14 protein-coding genes are annotated in these 15326 nt (G+C 69.2%); 3 read left to right on the forward strand and 11 right to left on the reverse strand.

All coding sequences use genetic code 11. The features are described 5' to 3' along the window. Positions 1–41: 41 nt before the first annotated feature. The 8 genes from ACRDPN_RS13100 to ACRDPN_RS13135 form a co-directional block, all read right to left on the reverse strand. Positions 42–827, reverse strand: a complete 786-nt coding sequence (locus ACRDPN_RS13100; protein WP_431448752.1) for a putative protein N(5)-glutamine methyltransferase — start codon at positions 825–827, stop codon at positions 42–44. Then, on the reverse strand, positions 824–1852 hold the full coding sequence (gene ilvC / locus ACRDPN_RS13105; RefSeq protein WP_431448719.1) for a ketol-acid reductoisomerase: 1029 nt from the start codon (positions 1850–1852) through the stop codon (positions 824–826). The genes ACRDPN_RS13100 and ilvC overlap by 4 nt, the downstream gene beginning before the upstream one ends. Positions 1853–1897: 45 nt before the next feature. Further along, the gene (gene ilvN, locus ACRDPN_RS13110; protein ID WP_431448722.1) at positions 1898–2428 is read right to left on the reverse strand and encodes an acetolactate synthase small subunit; all 531 of its coding nucleotides are present in this window, start codon (positions 2426–2428) and stop codon (positions 1898–1900) included. After that, positions 2425–4179, reverse strand: a complete 1755-nt coding sequence (locus ACRDPN_RS13115) for an acetolactate synthase large subunit (protein WP_431448755.1) — start codon at positions 4177–4179, stop codon at positions 2425–2427. The genes ilvN and ACRDPN_RS13115 overlap by 4 nt, the downstream gene beginning before the upstream one ends. Before the next feature lie 310 nt (positions 4180–4489). Further along, positions 4490–5530 carry an NAD(P)H-dependent flavin oxidoreductase gene (locus ACRDPN_RS13120; protein ID WP_431448725.1) on the reverse strand — a complete coding sequence of 347 codons (1041 nt, stop codon included), beginning with the start codon at positions 5528–5530 and terminating at the stop codon, positions 4490–4492. After that, complete coding sequence (gene ilvD, locus ACRDPN_RS13125) at positions 5523–7220, reverse strand: dihydroxy-acid dehydratase (RefSeq protein WP_431448728.1); 1698 nt, start codon at positions 7218–7220, stop codon at positions 5523–5525. Before ilvD ends, ACRDPN_RS13120 begins: the two co-directional genes overlap by 8 nt. Before the next feature lie 54 nt (positions 7221–7274). Continuing rightward, positions 7275–7982 (reverse strand): hypothetical protein, encoded by a 708-nt coding sequence (locus ACRDPN_RS13130; protein WP_431448731.1) that lies wholly within the window; start codon positions 7980–7982, stop codon positions 7275–7277. Then, positions 7979–8626 carry a SatD family protein gene (locus ACRDPN_RS13135; protein ID WP_431448758.1) on the reverse strand — a complete coding sequence of 216 codons (648 nt, stop codon included), beginning with the start codon at positions 8624–8626 and terminating at the stop codon, positions 7979–7981. The genes ACRDPN_RS13130 and ACRDPN_RS13135 overlap by 4 nt, the downstream gene beginning before the upstream one ends. A gap of 94 nt (positions 8627–8720) precedes the next feature. On the opposite strand from ACRDPN_RS13135, the gene ACRDPN_RS13140 reads away from it, so the two are divergent. Beyond that, positions 8721–9569, forward strand: a complete 849-nt coding sequence (locus ACRDPN_RS13140; RefSeq protein ID WP_431448734.1) for an ATP-grasp domain-containing protein — start codon at positions 8721–8723, stop codon at positions 9567–9569. Here the strand turns inward: ACRDPN_RS13140 and ACRDPN_RS13145 are convergent. Next, positions 9566–10612 carry a patatin-like phospholipase family protein gene (locus tag ACRDPN_RS13145; protein ID WP_431448737.1) on the reverse strand — a complete coding sequence of 349 codons (1047 nt, stop codon included), beginning with the start codon at positions 10610–10612 and terminating at the stop codon, positions 9566–9568. The two genes, ACRDPN_RS13140 and ACRDPN_RS13145, sit on opposite strands and share 4 nt — an antisense overlap. A 59-nt stretch (positions 10613–10671) precedes the next feature. On the opposite strand from ACRDPN_RS13145, the gene ACRDPN_RS13150 reads away from it, so the two are divergent. Both ACRDPN_RS13150 and ACRDPN_RS13155 read left to right on the forward strand, forming a co-directional pair. Further along, positions 10672–11559: an alpha/beta fold hydrolase gene (locus tag ACRDPN_RS13150; protein WP_431448740.1), complete on the forward strand. Its 888-nt coding sequence runs from the start codon at positions 10672–10674 to the stop codon at positions 11557–11559. A gap of 68 nt (positions 11560–11627) precedes the next feature. After that, positions 11628–12578 (forward strand): DUF5995 family protein, encoded by a 951-nt coding sequence (locus tag ACRDPN_RS13155; RefSeq protein WP_431448743.1) that lies wholly within the window; start codon positions 11628–11630, stop codon positions 12576–12578. Between the two features lie 12 nt (positions 12579–12590). On the opposite strand, the gene gatB is transcribed toward ACRDPN_RS13155, so the two are convergent. Together gatB and gatA are read right to left on the reverse strand one after the other, a co-directional pair. Further along, on the reverse strand, positions 12591–14084 hold the full coding sequence (gene gatB, locus ACRDPN_RS13160) for an Asp-tRNA(Asn)/Glu-tRNA(Gln) amidotransferase subunit GatB (RefSeq protein WP_431448746.1): 1494 nt from the start codon (positions 14082–14084) through the stop codon (positions 12591–12593). Beyond that, positions 14081–15326: Asp-tRNA(Asn)/Glu-tRNA(Gln) amidotransferase subunit GatA (gene gatA, locus ACRDPN_RS13165; RefSeq protein WP_431448749.1), on the reverse strand; the 1246-nt coding region annotated here is incomplete at its 5' end. The genes gatA and gatB, both read right to left, overlap by 4 nt.

Raw genomic sequence — 15326 nt, forward strand, 5'->3', positions numbered from 1 at the left:
CCTTCACGGTAGGAAGATCCACGACGCGTGACATGGGGCGTTCACCCCATCTTTCGTCCCACGACGGCGGTCGCGTCGAGGTCGTCAGATCGCACGACGCGGGTGTCGAAGCCCTGCCGGATCATCGCCTCGACGGTGAGCGAAGCCTGCCGTCGACTGGTCTCGACGACCAGGTGCCCATCGGGCCGGAGCCAGCGGGGAGCCTGTTCGGCGACCCGGCGATGGATGTCCACTCCGTCGGCACCACCGTCGAGCGCGACCAGCGGCTCGTGGTCGCGCGCCTCCGGTGGCATCATCGCGATCTGGTCGGTCGGCACGTAGGGAGCGTTCACGACCATGACGTCGACGCGCCCGGCGAGCTCGTCTGGCAGCGCATCGGTCAGGTCGCCCTCGTGAACGCTGCCGATGCCGTCGAGGTTGCGGCGTGCGCACTGGACGGCGCAAGGCTCGATGTCGGACGCATGAAGCTCGATCCGGGCCAACGCAGCGCAAATCGCCGCGGCTGCCGCACCCGTGCCGCAGCAGAGCTCGACGACGACGGGTTCGTCCAAGCCCTCGAGCAGGGCGACGGCCTCCTCGACCAGCAGCGCGGTGCGTCGTCGCGGCACGAACACACCGGGCTCGACGCCGATGCGAAGGCCGCAGAACTCGGCCCAGCCCAGTACCTGTTCCAGCGGCACGCCGGAGACACGTCGGTCCACCATCGCCTCGAGCTCGTCGGGCGACCCTGCGGACCCCACGATGAGGGCCGCCTCGTCCTCGGCGAACACGCAACCAGCCGCCCGTAGGGTCGCTTCGACAGGCTCAACGACCGACTCATCGCTCAGCGTGCGGCCGACCCCTCGACGTAGTCGGAGTCATCGGTCTTCACCCAGGCCATCAACCCGCGAAGCTCCTTGCCGACGGCCTCGATCGGGTGCTCGGCACCCTTGCGGCGCAGCTCCATGAACTCCGGCGCGCCGGCGTCCTGGTCGTCGATGAAGCGCTGGGCGAACGAGCCGTCCTTGATCTCCGACAGGATCGTGCGCATGTTGTCCTTGACCCGCTCGTCGATGATCCGAGGACCCGAGACGTAGTCGCCGTACTCGGCGGTGTCGGACACCGACCAGCGCTGCTTGGCGATGCCGCCTTCGTACATCAGGTCGACGATGAGCTTGAGCTCGTGCAGGCACTCGAAGTAGGCGACCTCCGGCTGGTAGCCGGCCTCGATGAGGGTCTCGTACCCGTACATGACCAGTTGCGAGACGCCGCCGCAGAGCACGGCCTGCTCGCCGAAGAGGTCGGTCTCGGTCTCCTCGGTGAACGTCGTCTTGATGGCGCCGGCACGGGTGCCGCCGATGCCCTTGGCGTACGAGAGCGCGAGGTCCCACGCCTTGCCGGTGGCGTCCTGCTCCACGGCGACGATGACGGGCACGCCACGGCCCTCGACGTACTCACGGCGCACGAGGTGGCCGGGGCCCTTCGGGGCGACCATGCAGACGTCGACGCCCGCCGGCGGCTTGATGTAGCCGAAGCGGATGTTGAAGCCGTGGCTGAAGAACAGGGCGTCGCCGTCGACGAGGTTCGGCTCGATCGACTCTGTGTAGAGCTGACGCTGCTTGTGGTCGGGAGCGAGGACGACGATCAGGTCGGCCTCCTCCACCGCTTCTGGCGGCGTGAGTACGCGCAGACCCTCGGCCTCGGCCTTGGGGCGGCTGGCGGAACCATCGAGGAGCCCGACGCGCACGTCGACACCGGAGTCGCGCAGTGACAGCGCGTGGGCGTGGCCCTGACTGCCGTATCCGAGCACGGCGACGTTCCGGCCCTGGATGATGCTGAGATCTGCTTCGTCGTCGTAGAACAACTCGGCCACGGTCTGGTCTCCCTATCAGTGAAGGTGCAGTGTCGTTTCGGCTGGTCAGCCTGCCTGGACGCCGGGAACGGCGCGCAGCGTGCGGTCGGTGATGGAACGGGATCCGCGGCCGATGGCCACACGTCCCGACTGGGCGATCTCCCGGATGCCGAAGGGCTCCAGGACGTTCAGCATGGCGGTCAGCTTGCCCGAGTCGCCGGTCGCCTCGATGGTGACGGCATCGGTGGCGACGTCGACCACCTTGGCCCTGAACAGCTGGACGGTTTCAAGGACTTGGCCTCGCGTCTGGGCGTCGGTCTTGACCTTGATGAGCATCAGCTCCCGCTCGACTGCCGAGTCGGAGTCGAGCTCGACGATCTTGAGCACGTTGACGAGCTTGTTGAGCTGCTTGGTGACCTGCTCGAGCGGCCGCTCGTCGACGTTGACGACGATGGTCATTCGCGAGATCTCGGGGATCTCGGTCGGGCCCACCGCGAGGGAGTCGATGTTGAAGCCCCGGCGCATGAACAAGCTCGAGACGCGCGCGAGCGCGCCTGGCGTGTTCTCGACGAGGACGCTCAGGGTATGAGTGCTCATAGGTCGTCCTGATCCCACTCGGGCGCGAGGTCGCGCGCGATCTTGATGTCGTCGTTGCTGGTGCCGGCGGCGACCATGGGCCACACCATCGCGTCGCGCTCGACCACGAAGTCGATGACGACCGGGGCGTCGGTGATGCTCATGGCCTTCTCGATCGTCTCGTCGAGGTCGTCCTCGCTCTCACAGCGCAGTCCGACGCATCCGTATGCCTCGGCCAGCTTGACGAAGTCGGGGATGCGACGCGCGCCGATGGCCTCGCCACCGGTGTCGAGGTCGGTGTTGGAGTATCGGCCCTCGTAGAACAGGGTCTGCCACTGGCGCACCATGCCGAGCGAGGAGTTGTTGATGATCGCCACCTTGACGGGGATGCCCTCGATGGCGCAGGTGGCGAGCTCCTGGTTCGTCATCTGGAAGCAGCCGTCGCCGTCGATCGCCCACACAACATTGTCGGGCTCCCCCACCTGGGCGCCCATCGCGGCGGGCACGCAGTAGCCCATCGTGCCGGCGCCGCCGGAGTTGAGCCACTGGCGAGGGCGCTCGAAGTCGATGAAGTGCGCCGCCCACATCTGGTGCTGGCCGACGCCGGCGACGTAGGTGGCCTCGGGCCCGGCGATCTCGCTGATGCGCTCGATGACCTTCTGCGGGGCGAGGCCCTGCTCGGGCTTGTCGTACCCGACCGGGAACTTGGCCTTGACGCCGAGCATCTGCTCCCGCCAAGCCGTGTAGTCGCCGACGAGCCCGTCCTCCTCGGCCTGTTTGCGCAGCATCACGATCAGGTCGGAGATGACCTCGCGGCAGTCGCCCACGATCGGCACGTCGGCGACCCGGTTCTTGGAGATCTCGGCCGGGTCGATGTCGGCGTGGATGATCTTGGCCAACGGCGCGAACGTCGAGAGCTGGCCGGTGACCCTGTCGTCGAAGCGGGCGCCGAGCGAGATCAGCAGGTCGGACTTCTGGAGCCCGGCCACGGCCGCGACCGACCCGTGCATGCCGGGCATGCCCAGGTGCAGCTCGTGAGAGTCCGGGAACGCGCCGCGCGCCATCAGCGTGGTGATGACCGGGATCTGGGTCAGCTCGGCCAGCATCGCCAGCTCGGCCGACGCCTCGGCCTTGATGACACCGCCGCCGACGTAGAGGACCGGACGCTTCGCCTCGGCGATGAGCCGAGCCGCCTCGCGCACCTGCTTGGCGTGCGGCCGGGTCGTGGGCCGGTAGCCGGGCAGCGCGAGCTCGGACGGCCACGTGAACGTGGTGAGCTTCTGAAGCGCGTCCTTGGCGATGTCGACGAGCACCGGGCCGGGACGTCCGGAGGAGGCGATGTGGAACGCCTCCGCGATCGTGCGTGGGATGTCGTCGGGGTCGGTGAGGAGGTAGCTGTGCTTGGTGATCGGCATCGTGATGCCGCGGATGTCGGCCTCCTGGAAGGCATCCGTGCCAATGGCGCCGCTCGGGACCTGCCCGGTGACGGCGACGATCGGCACCGAGTCCAGGTAGGCGTCCGCGAGGGCGGTGACGAGGTTCGTGGCACCGGGCCCGGAGGTGGCCATGCAGACGCCGACGCGACCGGTGACCATGGCGTAGCCCTGGGCCGCGTGGCCGGCGCCCTGCTCGTGGCGGACGAGGATGTGGCGGATGGACTCGGAGTCGAACAGCGGGTCGTACGCGGGCAGGATCGCCCCACCCGGGATGCCGAAGATCACCTCGACGTCGGCACGTTCCAGCGACCGCACGAGGCTTTGCGCGCCGGTCATCTGCTCAGGGTTGTTGTCGATCTGCCCGGCGGTGTGCCCAGGCACCGGCCCGGTGGCCTGTCCCGTCATCCGTCCGTCCTCTCCGTGTGCATCCATGGTGGACCGTCTGCCTGCATGAAAAAACCCCTCCGCCGGTGAGGCATGACGAGGGGTGACGCGCGACCGGTGGGTTCGCGCGTCAGAGAACTACTACAAGGAGTCCAGTGAAGTGTCCTGTGTGCACGCCGACAGTCTCGCCTGCAGAGACAGGGTGGTCAAGTCGTGAGACGTTTCGTTCCAGCATGTGGATGCGGTGACGCGAACCGGCGACTCAGAGTTCCGCGCCGAGGACCCGCACGACCTCCGCGGCCGTCGTCTCACGGCACGTTGCCGCGTTCTGACCGGCCCACAGCGGGGAGAAGTCGGACGATCCGCGGTCCTCGGCCGCAGTCCGCAGCGGCATGACCGCCGCGCCGGCGAGCGGGAAGTCAGGAGGTGCGCCGCCCATGGGCCCGAGCTCGCGCATGAGCCGGTTCACGATGCCGCGAGCCGGTCGTCCCGTGAAGAGGTGCGTGATCGCCGTCGTCCCGGCATGGGCTGACGACAGTGCTGCGCGGTGGAGCGGGACGGTCGTCGCCTCTGCAGCCAGCAGAAAGGCAGTTCCTGACTGCACTCCGGCCGCACCCAGGGCCAATGCCGCCCGGACGCCCCTCGGTGTCGAGATCCCGCCGGCTGCGACGACTGGCACCGTCAGCGTTGCCGCCAGCCTCTCGACCAGCGCGAAGGTGCCGACCTGGGTCGCGATGTCGGCCGTCAGGAACATGCCGCGATGGCCTCCCGCCTCCAGACCTTGCGCGATGACGATGTCGGCGCCGTTCGCCTCGAGCCACTGACCCTCCTCGACCGTCGTGGCGGACGAGAGGACGACAGCGCCCCAGCGCTTCACACGTGCCAGCAGGTCGGGTGCGGGCAGACCGAAGTGAAAGCTCACGACGCCCGGTGGGTCGCTGTCGAGCAGGTCGGCGATGGCGTGGGTGAACGGAGCGCGAACGGGGCCGTCGGGGATGGCCGACTCGTCGACGCCGAGCTCGCGGTAGAACGGCGCCAGTCGCGCCCGCCACGCCTCTTCACGAGCCGCGTCCGCGGCGGGTGGCTCATGGCAGAAGAAGTTGAGGTTGAAGGGCGCCGACGTCGCGGCTCGAATCGCGGCGACCTCCGACTGGAGCGTGTCCGGCGACATCATGGCGGTCGGTAACGACCCGAGACCACCGGCGTCGGCGACCGCGATCGCCAGTCGGCTGTCCTGGCTCCCCGCCATGGGAGCCTGGATCAGCGGGACCTCGACGCCGAGCATTTGCTCGACGTCAGCCACAGACAGCCCCGTCGGCGGACGAGCTGACGAGCTTGCGGTACTTGGCGAGCACACCGGTGGTGTACCTCGGGGGCGGCGGGGCCCAGCCGTCCTGGCGACTCGCGAGCTCGGCGTCGTCGATGTCGACCTCGAGCGTGCGGTTGGCCATGTCGAGAGTGATGGGGTCGCCGTCGGCGACGAAGGCGATCGGGCCGCCGTCGACGGCCTCGGGGGCGACATGCCCGACGCACAGACCGGTGGTGCCGCCGGAGAATCGGCCGTCGGTGAGCAGGAGAACGTCCTTGCCGAGCCCGGCACCCTTGATGGCGCCGGTGATCGCGAGCATCTCGCGCATGCCGGGCCCGCCCTTGGGTCCTTCGTTGCGGATGACGACGACGTCGCCGCCGGTGATCGTGCCGTCCTCGAGGGCGTCCATCGCGGCGCGCTCGCCGTCGAAGACCCGCGCGGTGCCGCGGAACACGTCGGAGTCGAACCCGGCGCTCTTGACGACGGCGCCTTCAGGCGCGAGCGAGCCCCGCAGGATCGTGAGTCCCCCAGTCTTGTGGATGGGTGCGTCGAGCGGACGGATGATGTCGCCGTCGAGCCCGAGGTCGATGCCGGCCAGGTTCTCGGCCATCGTGCGGCCGGTGACGGTGAGACAGTCGCCATGCATCAGGCCCGCGTCGAGGAGGGCCTTCATGACGACGGGGATGCCGCCGACCCGGTCGACGTCGTTCATGACGTACCTGCCGAACGGCTTCAGGTCGCCGAGATGTGGCACCTTGTCGCCGATGCGGTTGAAGTCGTCGAGGGTAAGGTCGACCTCCGCCTCGCGGGCGATGGCCAGCAGGTGGAGGACAGCATTGGTGGAGCCGCCGAGCGCCATGACGACCGTGATGGCGTTCTCGAACGCCTCCTGGGTGAGGATGTGGCGCGCGGTGATGCCGCGACGCAGCAGCTCGACCACCGCCTCGCCGGACTTGCGGGCGTACTCGTCACGTCGGCGGTCAGGAGCAGGAGGGGCAGCCGAGCCGGGCAGGCTCATGCCGAGAGCCTCGGCGGCCGACGCCATCGTGTTGGCGGTGTACATGCCGCCGCAGGCGCCCTCGCCAGGGCAGACCGCCCGCTCGATCTTGTCGACCTCCTCCGGCGTAATGAGGCCCTTGATGCATGCGCCGACGGCTTCGAAGGCGTCGATGATCGTGACGTTCTTGCCGTCGACGCTGCCGGGCATGATCGAGCCGGCGTAGAGGAAGACGCTGGCGAGGTCGAGCCGGGCAGCGGCCATCAGCATGCCCGGGAGGCTCTTGTCGCAGCCCGCCAGGAGCACGGAGCCGTCGAGGCGCTCGGCCATCATGACCGTCTCGACCGAGTCGGCGATGACCTCGCGGCTCACCAGCGAGAAGTGCATCCCTTCGTGACCCATCGCGATGCCGTCGGAGACGGAGATGGTGCCGAACTCGAGCGGGTAGCCGCCGGCCGCATGCACCCCCTCCTTCGCCGCCTTGGCCAGCCGGTCGAGCGAGAGGTTGCATGGGGTGATCTCGTTCCAGCTCGACGCGACACCGATCTGCGGCTTGTCCCAGTCGTCGTCGCCCATGCCGACGGCCCGCAGCATGCCGCGTGCGGCCGTCTTCTCCAGGCCGTCGGTGACGTCGCGGCTGCGGGGCTTGATGTCGACGCCGTCGGCTGGATCGTGCAGGTCTGCCATGGAGCAAGAGTACGAGCACCGGTTGGCAGGGCGGTGACTTGGCTGATGCGTTCCTCAGAACAGCGGGACGAAGACGAGTGCCTGGGCAAGGCTGACGAAGCTTCCGACCAGCACGTACTCCGCGCGCGTGCCACCGGCCGTGTCCTTGGAGATCTCAGGGAAGCGGAGGATGCCCTTGGCCGCGACGACCACGCTGAGTGCCGCGTACTGGCCGGCCAACGCCATCCCGAGCACGAACACCCGCTCGATCGGGCCGAGGATGCGTCCGCCCTGAAGGGTGTTCTCGGTGGCCAGCACCCTTGGCCCGGTGCCGATCAGCATGAGTCGGACGACGATGTTGGCGGTCTCGACGAGGAAGACGACACAAGCGACACCAAGGACGAACTGCTCGACGGGGACGTCGGCCAGGGTCGGCAAGTCGAGCCCGGTGTACCAGCGCACCAGCCAGCCGTCACCGACCGACGGCTGCGGAACCGCGAGGGCCACCAAGGTCGCGGCGATGAGGCCGGCGACGGGCCACGGCCGGTCGGTCTGGACGATGCCGACCGGCGTGAAGAGCATCCAGCCGACGAGGAAGGCGAGGACGGCGGGAACGATCGCCCATGCGCTCGCCCCAAGCCCCAGACCGGTCGTCATGAGCATGAGCACCACCGCGCCCGCTGCGCCTGCGCTGAGCGCCTGGAGCTGTGACGGCGCGCGGTTCTCCGGACGGACCAGATCGGCCGTGCCGACGGTGGCGAGCAGGAGCGCCAGCAGGATCATTGGGTCACCAGCTCGGTGGCGTCCAAGAGGGCGAACGCGCCCGCCCTCTGCAGGCTCTGCGAGACCGCCGACGGCGAGATGCCCTCGCTCGCGGCGAGCTCCTTCTGGCTGGTGCCGCGCAGGGCGCCGAGAACGAGACGTCGCTGCCGGGCGTCGAGCCGGCTCACGAGCTCGTCCCGGCAGAGCAGAAAGGCATTGACGAGCCCAGCATCGACACTGTCCCCCTCGCCCTCGGGCACCGCGAACCACGATCGCAGGCGCTTGTTCTGGCCACTCTCGCGACGCTTGGCCTCGACGATCGCGTCGCGGGCCGCCCACCACGCCGGACCGTCCTGGGTGAGACCGTACTCGGACGTTCCGACGATCTCGCGACCGCCGGCACCGATGCCGAAGCGACAGTCGACGTCGACCGGAAGGGCCAGTCGGACGACGAGGCTCGCGCGTAGGGCCGATCCGACATCGGCGTAGACGCCCTGGAACTCGTCACCGATGGTCGGTGCGAGCGGCTGGACGGACGATGTCGTCTCGTTGGTGATCGCGAGCGCGGCCACGAGTTGCTGCTGGATCGAGATGCGCGACGGGGCACGTCGCGAGCCGACGAGGTCACCGATCAGCGTGATCTCGACTGAAGCGTCCGACTTCATTGGCACGCAATAAAGGCTACCGCTTCATTTTGGATCAATCAAGTTCTTACCTTCATTCTGTTTCTGGGAAAACTGCGATCCCTACAGTGAAACCGTGACCATCGCCTTCGCCACCAGCAGCACGCACCGTGACCTCGACCTTGACCTCCCCCTGCTCCTCGACGCCGCCGCGACGCGGGGCACTGACGCCCACATCGTGGAATGGGACGACGAGACCGTCGACTGGTCCGCCTACGACATCGTCGTGGTGCGGTCGTGCTGGGACTACGTCGAACGCCGCAACATCTTCCTGGCCTGGGCAACCCGCGTGCCTCGGCTGCTCAACGCCGCCGACGTCCTGGCGTGGAACACCGACAAGGTCTACCTCCGCGAGCTCGCCGACGCCGGCGTCCCCGTGATCGACACCCGCTGGGACATACGCCATGGTGACGACCTCCCCCGTTCCGACGAGTGGGTGGTCAAGCCGGCCATCTCCGCCGGCTCGCGTGACACCGCGCGGTGGTCGAGCCCTGACGACGCGTACGCCCACAGCGAGGCACTGATCGCCGCCAGGCGCACCGTGATGGTGCAGCCGTACGTCCCGTCCGTCGACACCGAGGGAGAGACGGCGCTGATCTATCTCGGCGGCAGGTTCTCGCACGCGATCCGCAAAGGGCCACTTCTCGAACGCGGCGAAGGCGTGCGGCAGGACCGTGACCGGCGCGAGGGCATCTCCCCGCGCGCTCCCACCGCGACGCAGCTCGACGTCGCCGAGCAGGCGCTTGCCGCCGTGCCGTCAGCGTTGGGCGGCGCGGATGCACTCTTGTACGCGCGGGTCGACCTCGTGACCGACACCGACGGAGCACCGCGACTCATCGAGCTCGAGCTCAGCGAGCCCAGCCTCTTCCTCGACCACTCCGAGAACGGCGCCGGCCTGCTCCTCGACGCACTCGAGGCTCGCTAACCGACGTCGATGTGCCCGCCGTGCCGCGGCTCCGGCTGACGTGGCGCCGGGCCGTCGGGGAACTTCGTGACCCACTTCTGCCCGGCGGCGTATCCGGCATCGAAGAGGCCTTGCTGCTGATCGTCGGTGAGGTCGAAGTCCGTCCACCGCACACCTTTGGGCTTGGCGAAGATGCTGCGGTCGACGTTGACCGGTTCGCTGACGTGCCGTACCTGCGTCGAGTCGACGGTCGTGTAGATGAGGCTCTGGATCAGCGAGACCGGCCCGGTGACCGGCCTCGCCGGGGCGCGCTCGCTCGACGGCGAGCTCAGCCGGATGCCCACCGTCGGCCACCGGCCCGGCTTGCCGTCATGGCGGTCGAACACCTCGATCGGGTAGCTGCGAAGCAGGGACCCGTCGGCGAGCGTCGACATGCCGAACGTCGACTTCAGCTGAACGGGTTCGAACATGAACGGGATCGCGGAGGACGCGCGCACGGCGCGAGAGACCGGGTACCCAGGGGCATCGACGCCGTACGAGGAGAGGTCCCACGGAAGGAACATGAGCCGCTGCCGGGCCAGATCGCTCGCGGTGACGACGAGCCGGAAAGACTGCTCCGGCAGGAGCGCGGAGCCGGGATCGTCGAAGGCGAAGTCGGAGAACGTCCGCACTCCGAGGTCGGCGAGCACACCCCGCACCCACTGCGTCATGTAGTGCCCGCGGTACATCCCGAGGTGGAAGATCACCCCCCAGGCGTCGGCGGCGCGGGGCCACCACCGAAGGGCTCGGCCACCGACCCGACGGTCGAGCATCTTGCGGTAGTCGAGGGTGCGCACGATCTCGTCGACGTTGGTCATCGGCTCGCCGGCCTGCTGCATCGCGGCGATGACTGCCCCGACGAGCGAGCCGGCCGACGAACCGGCGACCCGGGCGAAGCGCCAGCCCGCCTCGTCGAGCGCCGAAGCCGCCCCCACGAGCGCGATGCCCTTGACGCCGCCACCTTCAAGCACGAGGTCGGTGCGCATCTCGCGCGCATGACCGGGCGACGGTGTGTCGGAGGTCATGGGGCGACTCTACGGACTCTCGTTGCGGCCGACCGTCGCCACCGGGAGAATCGTCGTTCGTGACCAGCGCAGGAACGACCCGCGTCCGCTACCACGACGTCCACAGTGCCGACGGCACCCGGCTCCGTGCGTGGACGAACGACGCCGAGGGGCCGACCGTTCTGCTGGTCAACGGGCTCGGCGCCAACCCGCATGCGTGGCCGTCACTGGCCGTTCCCGACTGCGGCGTCCGGATCATCTCGTGGAACCACCGCGGCGTCAGCGGCTCGGACCGCCCGAAGGACCGCTCGCGCGTCGACCTCGACGCTTTCGTCGAGGACGCGCTGGCGGTGCTGGACGACTCGGGCGTCGAGTCCTGTGTCGTGATGGGCTGGTCGGCAGGCGTGACCGTGGCCTTCGAGCTGGCCGGACGCCACCCGGAGCGGGTCAAAGGCGTCTTCGCCGTCGCCGGTGTGCCCGGCAACACCTTGTCGACAGCTCTCGGACCGCTCGGGATCCCGCACGTGCTGGCTCGTCGTCTCACCGTCGGCACCGCGCAGGGTGCCAGGGCGACCGGACGGTTCTGGGCTCCTCTCACCACCCGGCTGCCGTGGACCACGGGCACCGCGAACCTGCTCAGGTGGACGCGCTTCGTTGACAAGTCGGCCGACCCGGCGGTCGTCCGCGACCTGATGCAGGAGATCCTCTCCACCGACCCCGACTGGTACGCCCGCCTGACGCTCGGCGTGGCCAGGCACCGCCGGGTATCCCTGTCGTCGGTGAAGGTGCCGGTCACACTTCTCGCCGGGTCACGCGACATGTTCACCGGTGCGCGCGACATGCGCAGTGCCGCCGAGCGCATCGAGAACTCGGTGTACATCGAGATCGACGCGAGTCACTTCATCCCCTTCGGGGAGCCGCAGCTCGTGCTCGACGAGCTCAAGGCCCTGATCGAGCGGGCCGGCTGAACGACGCGCCACCCACCCGGCGAGTCGACGTCGTCGTAACCGGGACTGCGGGACGTCGTTGACAAGGCATGCGTCTGGTACGCCCCGGTCTCATCGCGACGATGCTCGTCGCCGTCGCCCTGGCCGGCACGATCACCCCCGCCGAGGCGGACGAGCCGCCCTCACCCGACTTGCTCGCGCAGCTGATCTCGCCACGACCGGTCGACCCGGTGATCGGCCTGCTTCCCACGTTGCCCGTCAAGCACGTCCCGTACACCGGCGACGTCTGTCGCGACGGCGCGCCATCGTGCATCGACGCCACCATCGAGGAGATGCAGCGACGGCTGGCCCTCTCGGCCGCGAGCTGTGACCACGACGCAATCTTCGATCTCGCGTATCTGCGGGTGACGGAGGACGTCCGCCGGGCGGTGGAGTCGGGCGTCTTCACCGACCGGGTCTGGCTCGGCCAGGTGGACGCCGTCTTCGCGAAGCTCTACTTCGACTCGATGGATGCGTGGCACTCGGGCGATCCCGCCGCCCGCGCCTCCACACCGAAGGCCTGGCAGATCGCCCTGAAGGCGGCCGACGACCGCGCCGTGACGGGGCTGGGCAACTTCATGCTCGCGATGAACGCGCACATCAACCGTGACTTCTCCTACGTGCTCGCCGAGATCGGCCTCACCGGCCCAGACGGCCGCTCGCACAAGAAGGACCACAACGCCTACAACCAGCGTCTCGACGGTCTCTACGACCCGGTCTTCGCCGAGGAGGCAGCTCGCTTCGACCCCGCTTTCGACGACGTCGATGCCGGCCCGGTCGACGAGACGACGGCCGGCCTGATCATCCGCGGCTGGCGCGAGATGGTGTGGCGCAACGCCGAGAACCTCGCGTCGGCGAAGACTCCGGCACAGCGCCGCCTCGCCGAGCAGACGATCGAGCAGTACGCAGCCAGCCAGGCTCAGCTGATCCGGACCATCTTCGCCGCACCGGACTCGACCAGGCGTGATGCCTGGTGCGCCCAGCACGGCACCGGCAGCTGACGGAGAAGCGTCCTAGGTCAGCTTCTCCAGGATGAGCTCGCGCACACGCCCGGCGTCAGCCTGACCGCGCATCTCCTTCATGACCGCGCCGATGAGCGCGCCGGTCGCGGCGACCTTGCCGTCGCGGATCTTCTGGGCGACGTCAGGGTTGGCCTCGATGGCGCGGTCGACAGCGTCGCCGAGCGCACCCTCGTCGGAGACGACCTCCAGCCCGCGGGACGCCACGACTTCCTCGGGACTCCCCTCGCCGGCGAGCACTCCGTCGAACACCTGACGTGCGAGCTTGTCGTTGACGCGTCCGGCATCGATGAGGGCCTGGATGCCGGCGACCTGCTCGGGCGTGATGTCGAGCGCTTCCAGGTCGACGCCCTGCTCGTTGGCGCGTCGGGCCAGCTCGCCCAGCCACCACTTGCGAGCCGCCTGTGGAGCGGCGCCCGCTTGGATCGTCTCAGCGACCAGCCCGAGGGCTCCCGCGCCGACGGTGTCGCGCATGTCGAGGTCGCTGAAGCCCCAGTCGGCCTGCAACCGGGCCCGCCGCGTGGCCGGAGGTTCCGGGAGGGTGCCGCGCAGCTCTTCGACCCACTCGCGCGATGCGGCAATCGGCGCGAGGTCCGGCTCGGGGAAGTAGCGATAGTCGTCGGCGTCGGACTTCTCGCGCCCGGGCGACGTGCTGCCGTCGCTCTCGTGGAAGTGGCGCGTCTCCTGGACGACCTTCTCCCCCGCGTCCAGAAGGGCGGCGTGACGCCGGATCTCGTACGTCGCTGCTCGCTCGACCGAGCGGAAGGAGTTGACGTTCTTGGTCTCCGACCGTGTGCCGAGCTCGTTGCTGCCGAGCGGCTTGAGGGACAGGTTGACGTCGCAGCGCAAGGAGCCCTGGTCCATGCGGACGTCGGAGACTCCGAGCCCGCCGATCAGGTCGCGCAGGTGCGAGACGTACGTCCGGGCCACGGCAGCAGCCTTGTCGCCCGGCACCTCGATGGTCTTGGTGACGATCTCGATGAGGGGAATGCCGGCGCGGTTGTAGTCGACGAGCGAGTGGTCGGCGCCGTGGATGCGTCCGGTGGCTCCGCCGACGTGGAGGGACTTGCCGGTGTCCTCCTCCATGTGCGCGCGCTCGATCTCGATCCGGTATGTCTCTCCGTCGACCTCGACCTCGGTCCAGCCGTCGTGGGCGATCGGCTCGTCGTACTGCGAGGTCTGGAAGTTCTTGGGCATGTCGGGGTAGAAGTAGTTCTTGCGCGCAAAGCGGCACCACGCCGCGATCTGGCAGTTGAGCGCGAGGCCGATGCGGATGGCCGACTCGACGGCGGTGGCGTTGACGACCGGCAACGCACCCGGGAGGCCGAGGCAGACCGGGCACACCTGGGTGTTGGGCTCGGCTCCGAAACCGGTGGCGCAGCCGCAGAACATCTTCGTGGCGGTGTTGAGCTCGATGTGGACCTCCAGGCCCATCACCGGCTGGTACCGCGCCAGGGCGTCGTCGAGGTCGACGAGTGTTGTCGTCATCGGGTCCCCTCCAGTGTCGGAGCCTGCGCCAGGATCGTGCCGCCCCACTTCTCCTCGAGCAGACGCTCGAGCGCGGCGCCGGCGTTGTAGAGCCGGTCGTCGGCCATGGCCGGTGCCAGCAGCTGGAACCCGGTGGGCAACCCGTCGGCGGCCAGGCCGGACGGGAGCGAGAGCCCGGGCACACCGGCCAGGTTGGCCGGGATGGTGGCGACGTCCTGCGCGTACATCGCGAGCGGGTCGTCGAGCTTGTCACCGAACGGGAACGCCGTGGTGGGCGACGTGGGCGACGCGAGCACGTCAACCTGCGCGAAGGCGGACTCGAAGTCCTGCGCGATGAGCGTGCGGACCTTCTGGGCCGACCCGTAGTAGGCGTCGTAGTAGCCGCTGGATAGTGCATAGGTGCCGAGGATGATGCGACGCTTGACCTCGTCGCCGAAGCCGGCGTCGCGGCTGGCCGCCATGACCTGCTCCGCGCTCGGGTCGTCGACGCCGTCCGGGCGCACCCGCAGGCCGTAGCGCATGGCGTCGAACTTGGCGAGGTTGCTGCTCGCCTCGCTCGGCAGGATCAGGTAGTACGCGGCCAGCGCGTGGACGAAGCTCGGGCAGGACACCTCGACGATGTCGGCGCCGGCACCCTCGAGCAGCGCGAGTGACTCCTCGAAGCGGGTGCGGACGTCCGGCTGGAAGCCCTCCCCGCCGAGCTCGCGCACGACACCGACGCGCAGCCCGTCGACGTCCGCGCGGCGGGCGGCCTCAACGACCGGCGGGACCGGCTGGTCGATGCTGGTCGAGTCGAATGGGTCGTGGCCGGCGATCACCTCGTGCAGCAGCGCGGCGTCGAGCACCGAGCGGGTGACCGGGCCGGCCTGGTCGAGGCTGCTGGCCAGGGCGACCAGCCCGTAGCGTGAGATGCCGCCGTAGGTCGGCTTCGCCCCGACGGTGCCGGTCACCGCCCCGGGCTGCCGGATGGAGCCCCCGGTGTCGGTGCCGACCGCGAGCGGGGCCTCGAACGCGGCGACCGCGGCCGCGGAGCCGCCGCCGGAGCCGCCGGGGATGCGGTCGAGGTCCCACGGGTTGTGCGACGGCCCCCAGGCAGAGTGCTCGGTGGACGAGCCCATCGCGAACTCGTCCATGTTCGTCTTGCCGAGGATCGGCAGCCCCGCTTCGCGCAGCTTCGTGACCACGGTGGCGTCGTACGGCGGAACCCAGCCCTCGAGGATGCGCGAACCGGCCGTGGTGGGC

The organism is Aeromicrobium sp. (genome assembly GCF_050700635.1).
Taxonomy (GTDB): domain Bacteria; phylum Actinomycetota; class Actinomycetes; order Propionibacteriales; family Nocardioidaceae; genus Aeromicrobium.

What these genes read in the sequence shown, in the direction of transcription:
- ilvN (WP_431448722.1), bottom strand. Translation starts at nt 2,428, where the DNA reads ATGAGCACTCATACCCTGAGCGTCCTCGTCGAGAACACGCCAGGCGCG.
- ACRDPN_RS13115 (WP_431448755.1), bottom strand. Translation starts at nt 4,179, where the DNA reads ATGACCGGCGCGCAAAGCCTCGTGCGGTCGCTGGAACGTGCCGACGTC.
- ilvD (WP_431448728.1), bottom strand. Translation starts at nt 7,220, where the DNA reads ATGGCAGACCTGCACGATCCAGCCGACGGCGTCGACATCAAGCCCCGC.
- ACRDPN_RS13130 (WP_431448731.1), bottom strand. Translation starts at nt 7,982, where the DNA reads ATGATCCTGCTGGCGCTCCTGCTCGCCACCGTCGGCACGGCCGATCTG.
- ACRDPN_RS13135 (WP_431448758.1), bottom strand. Translation starts at nt 8,626, where the DNA reads ATGAAGTCGGACGCTTCAGTCGAGATCACGCTGATCGGTGACCTCGTC.
- ACRDPN_RS13145 (WP_431448737.1), bottom strand. Translation starts at nt 10,612, where the DNA reads ATGACCTCCGACACACCGTCGCCCGGTCATGCGCGCGAGATGCGCACC.
- ACRDPN_RS13155 (WP_431448743.1), top strand. Translation starts at nt 11,628, where the DNA reads ATGCGTCTGGTACGCCCCGGTCTCATCGCGACGATGCTCGTCGCCGTC.
- gatB (WP_431448746.1), bottom strand. Translation starts at nt 14,084, where the DNA reads ATGACGACAACACTCGTCGACCTCGACGACGCCCTGGCGCGGTACCAG.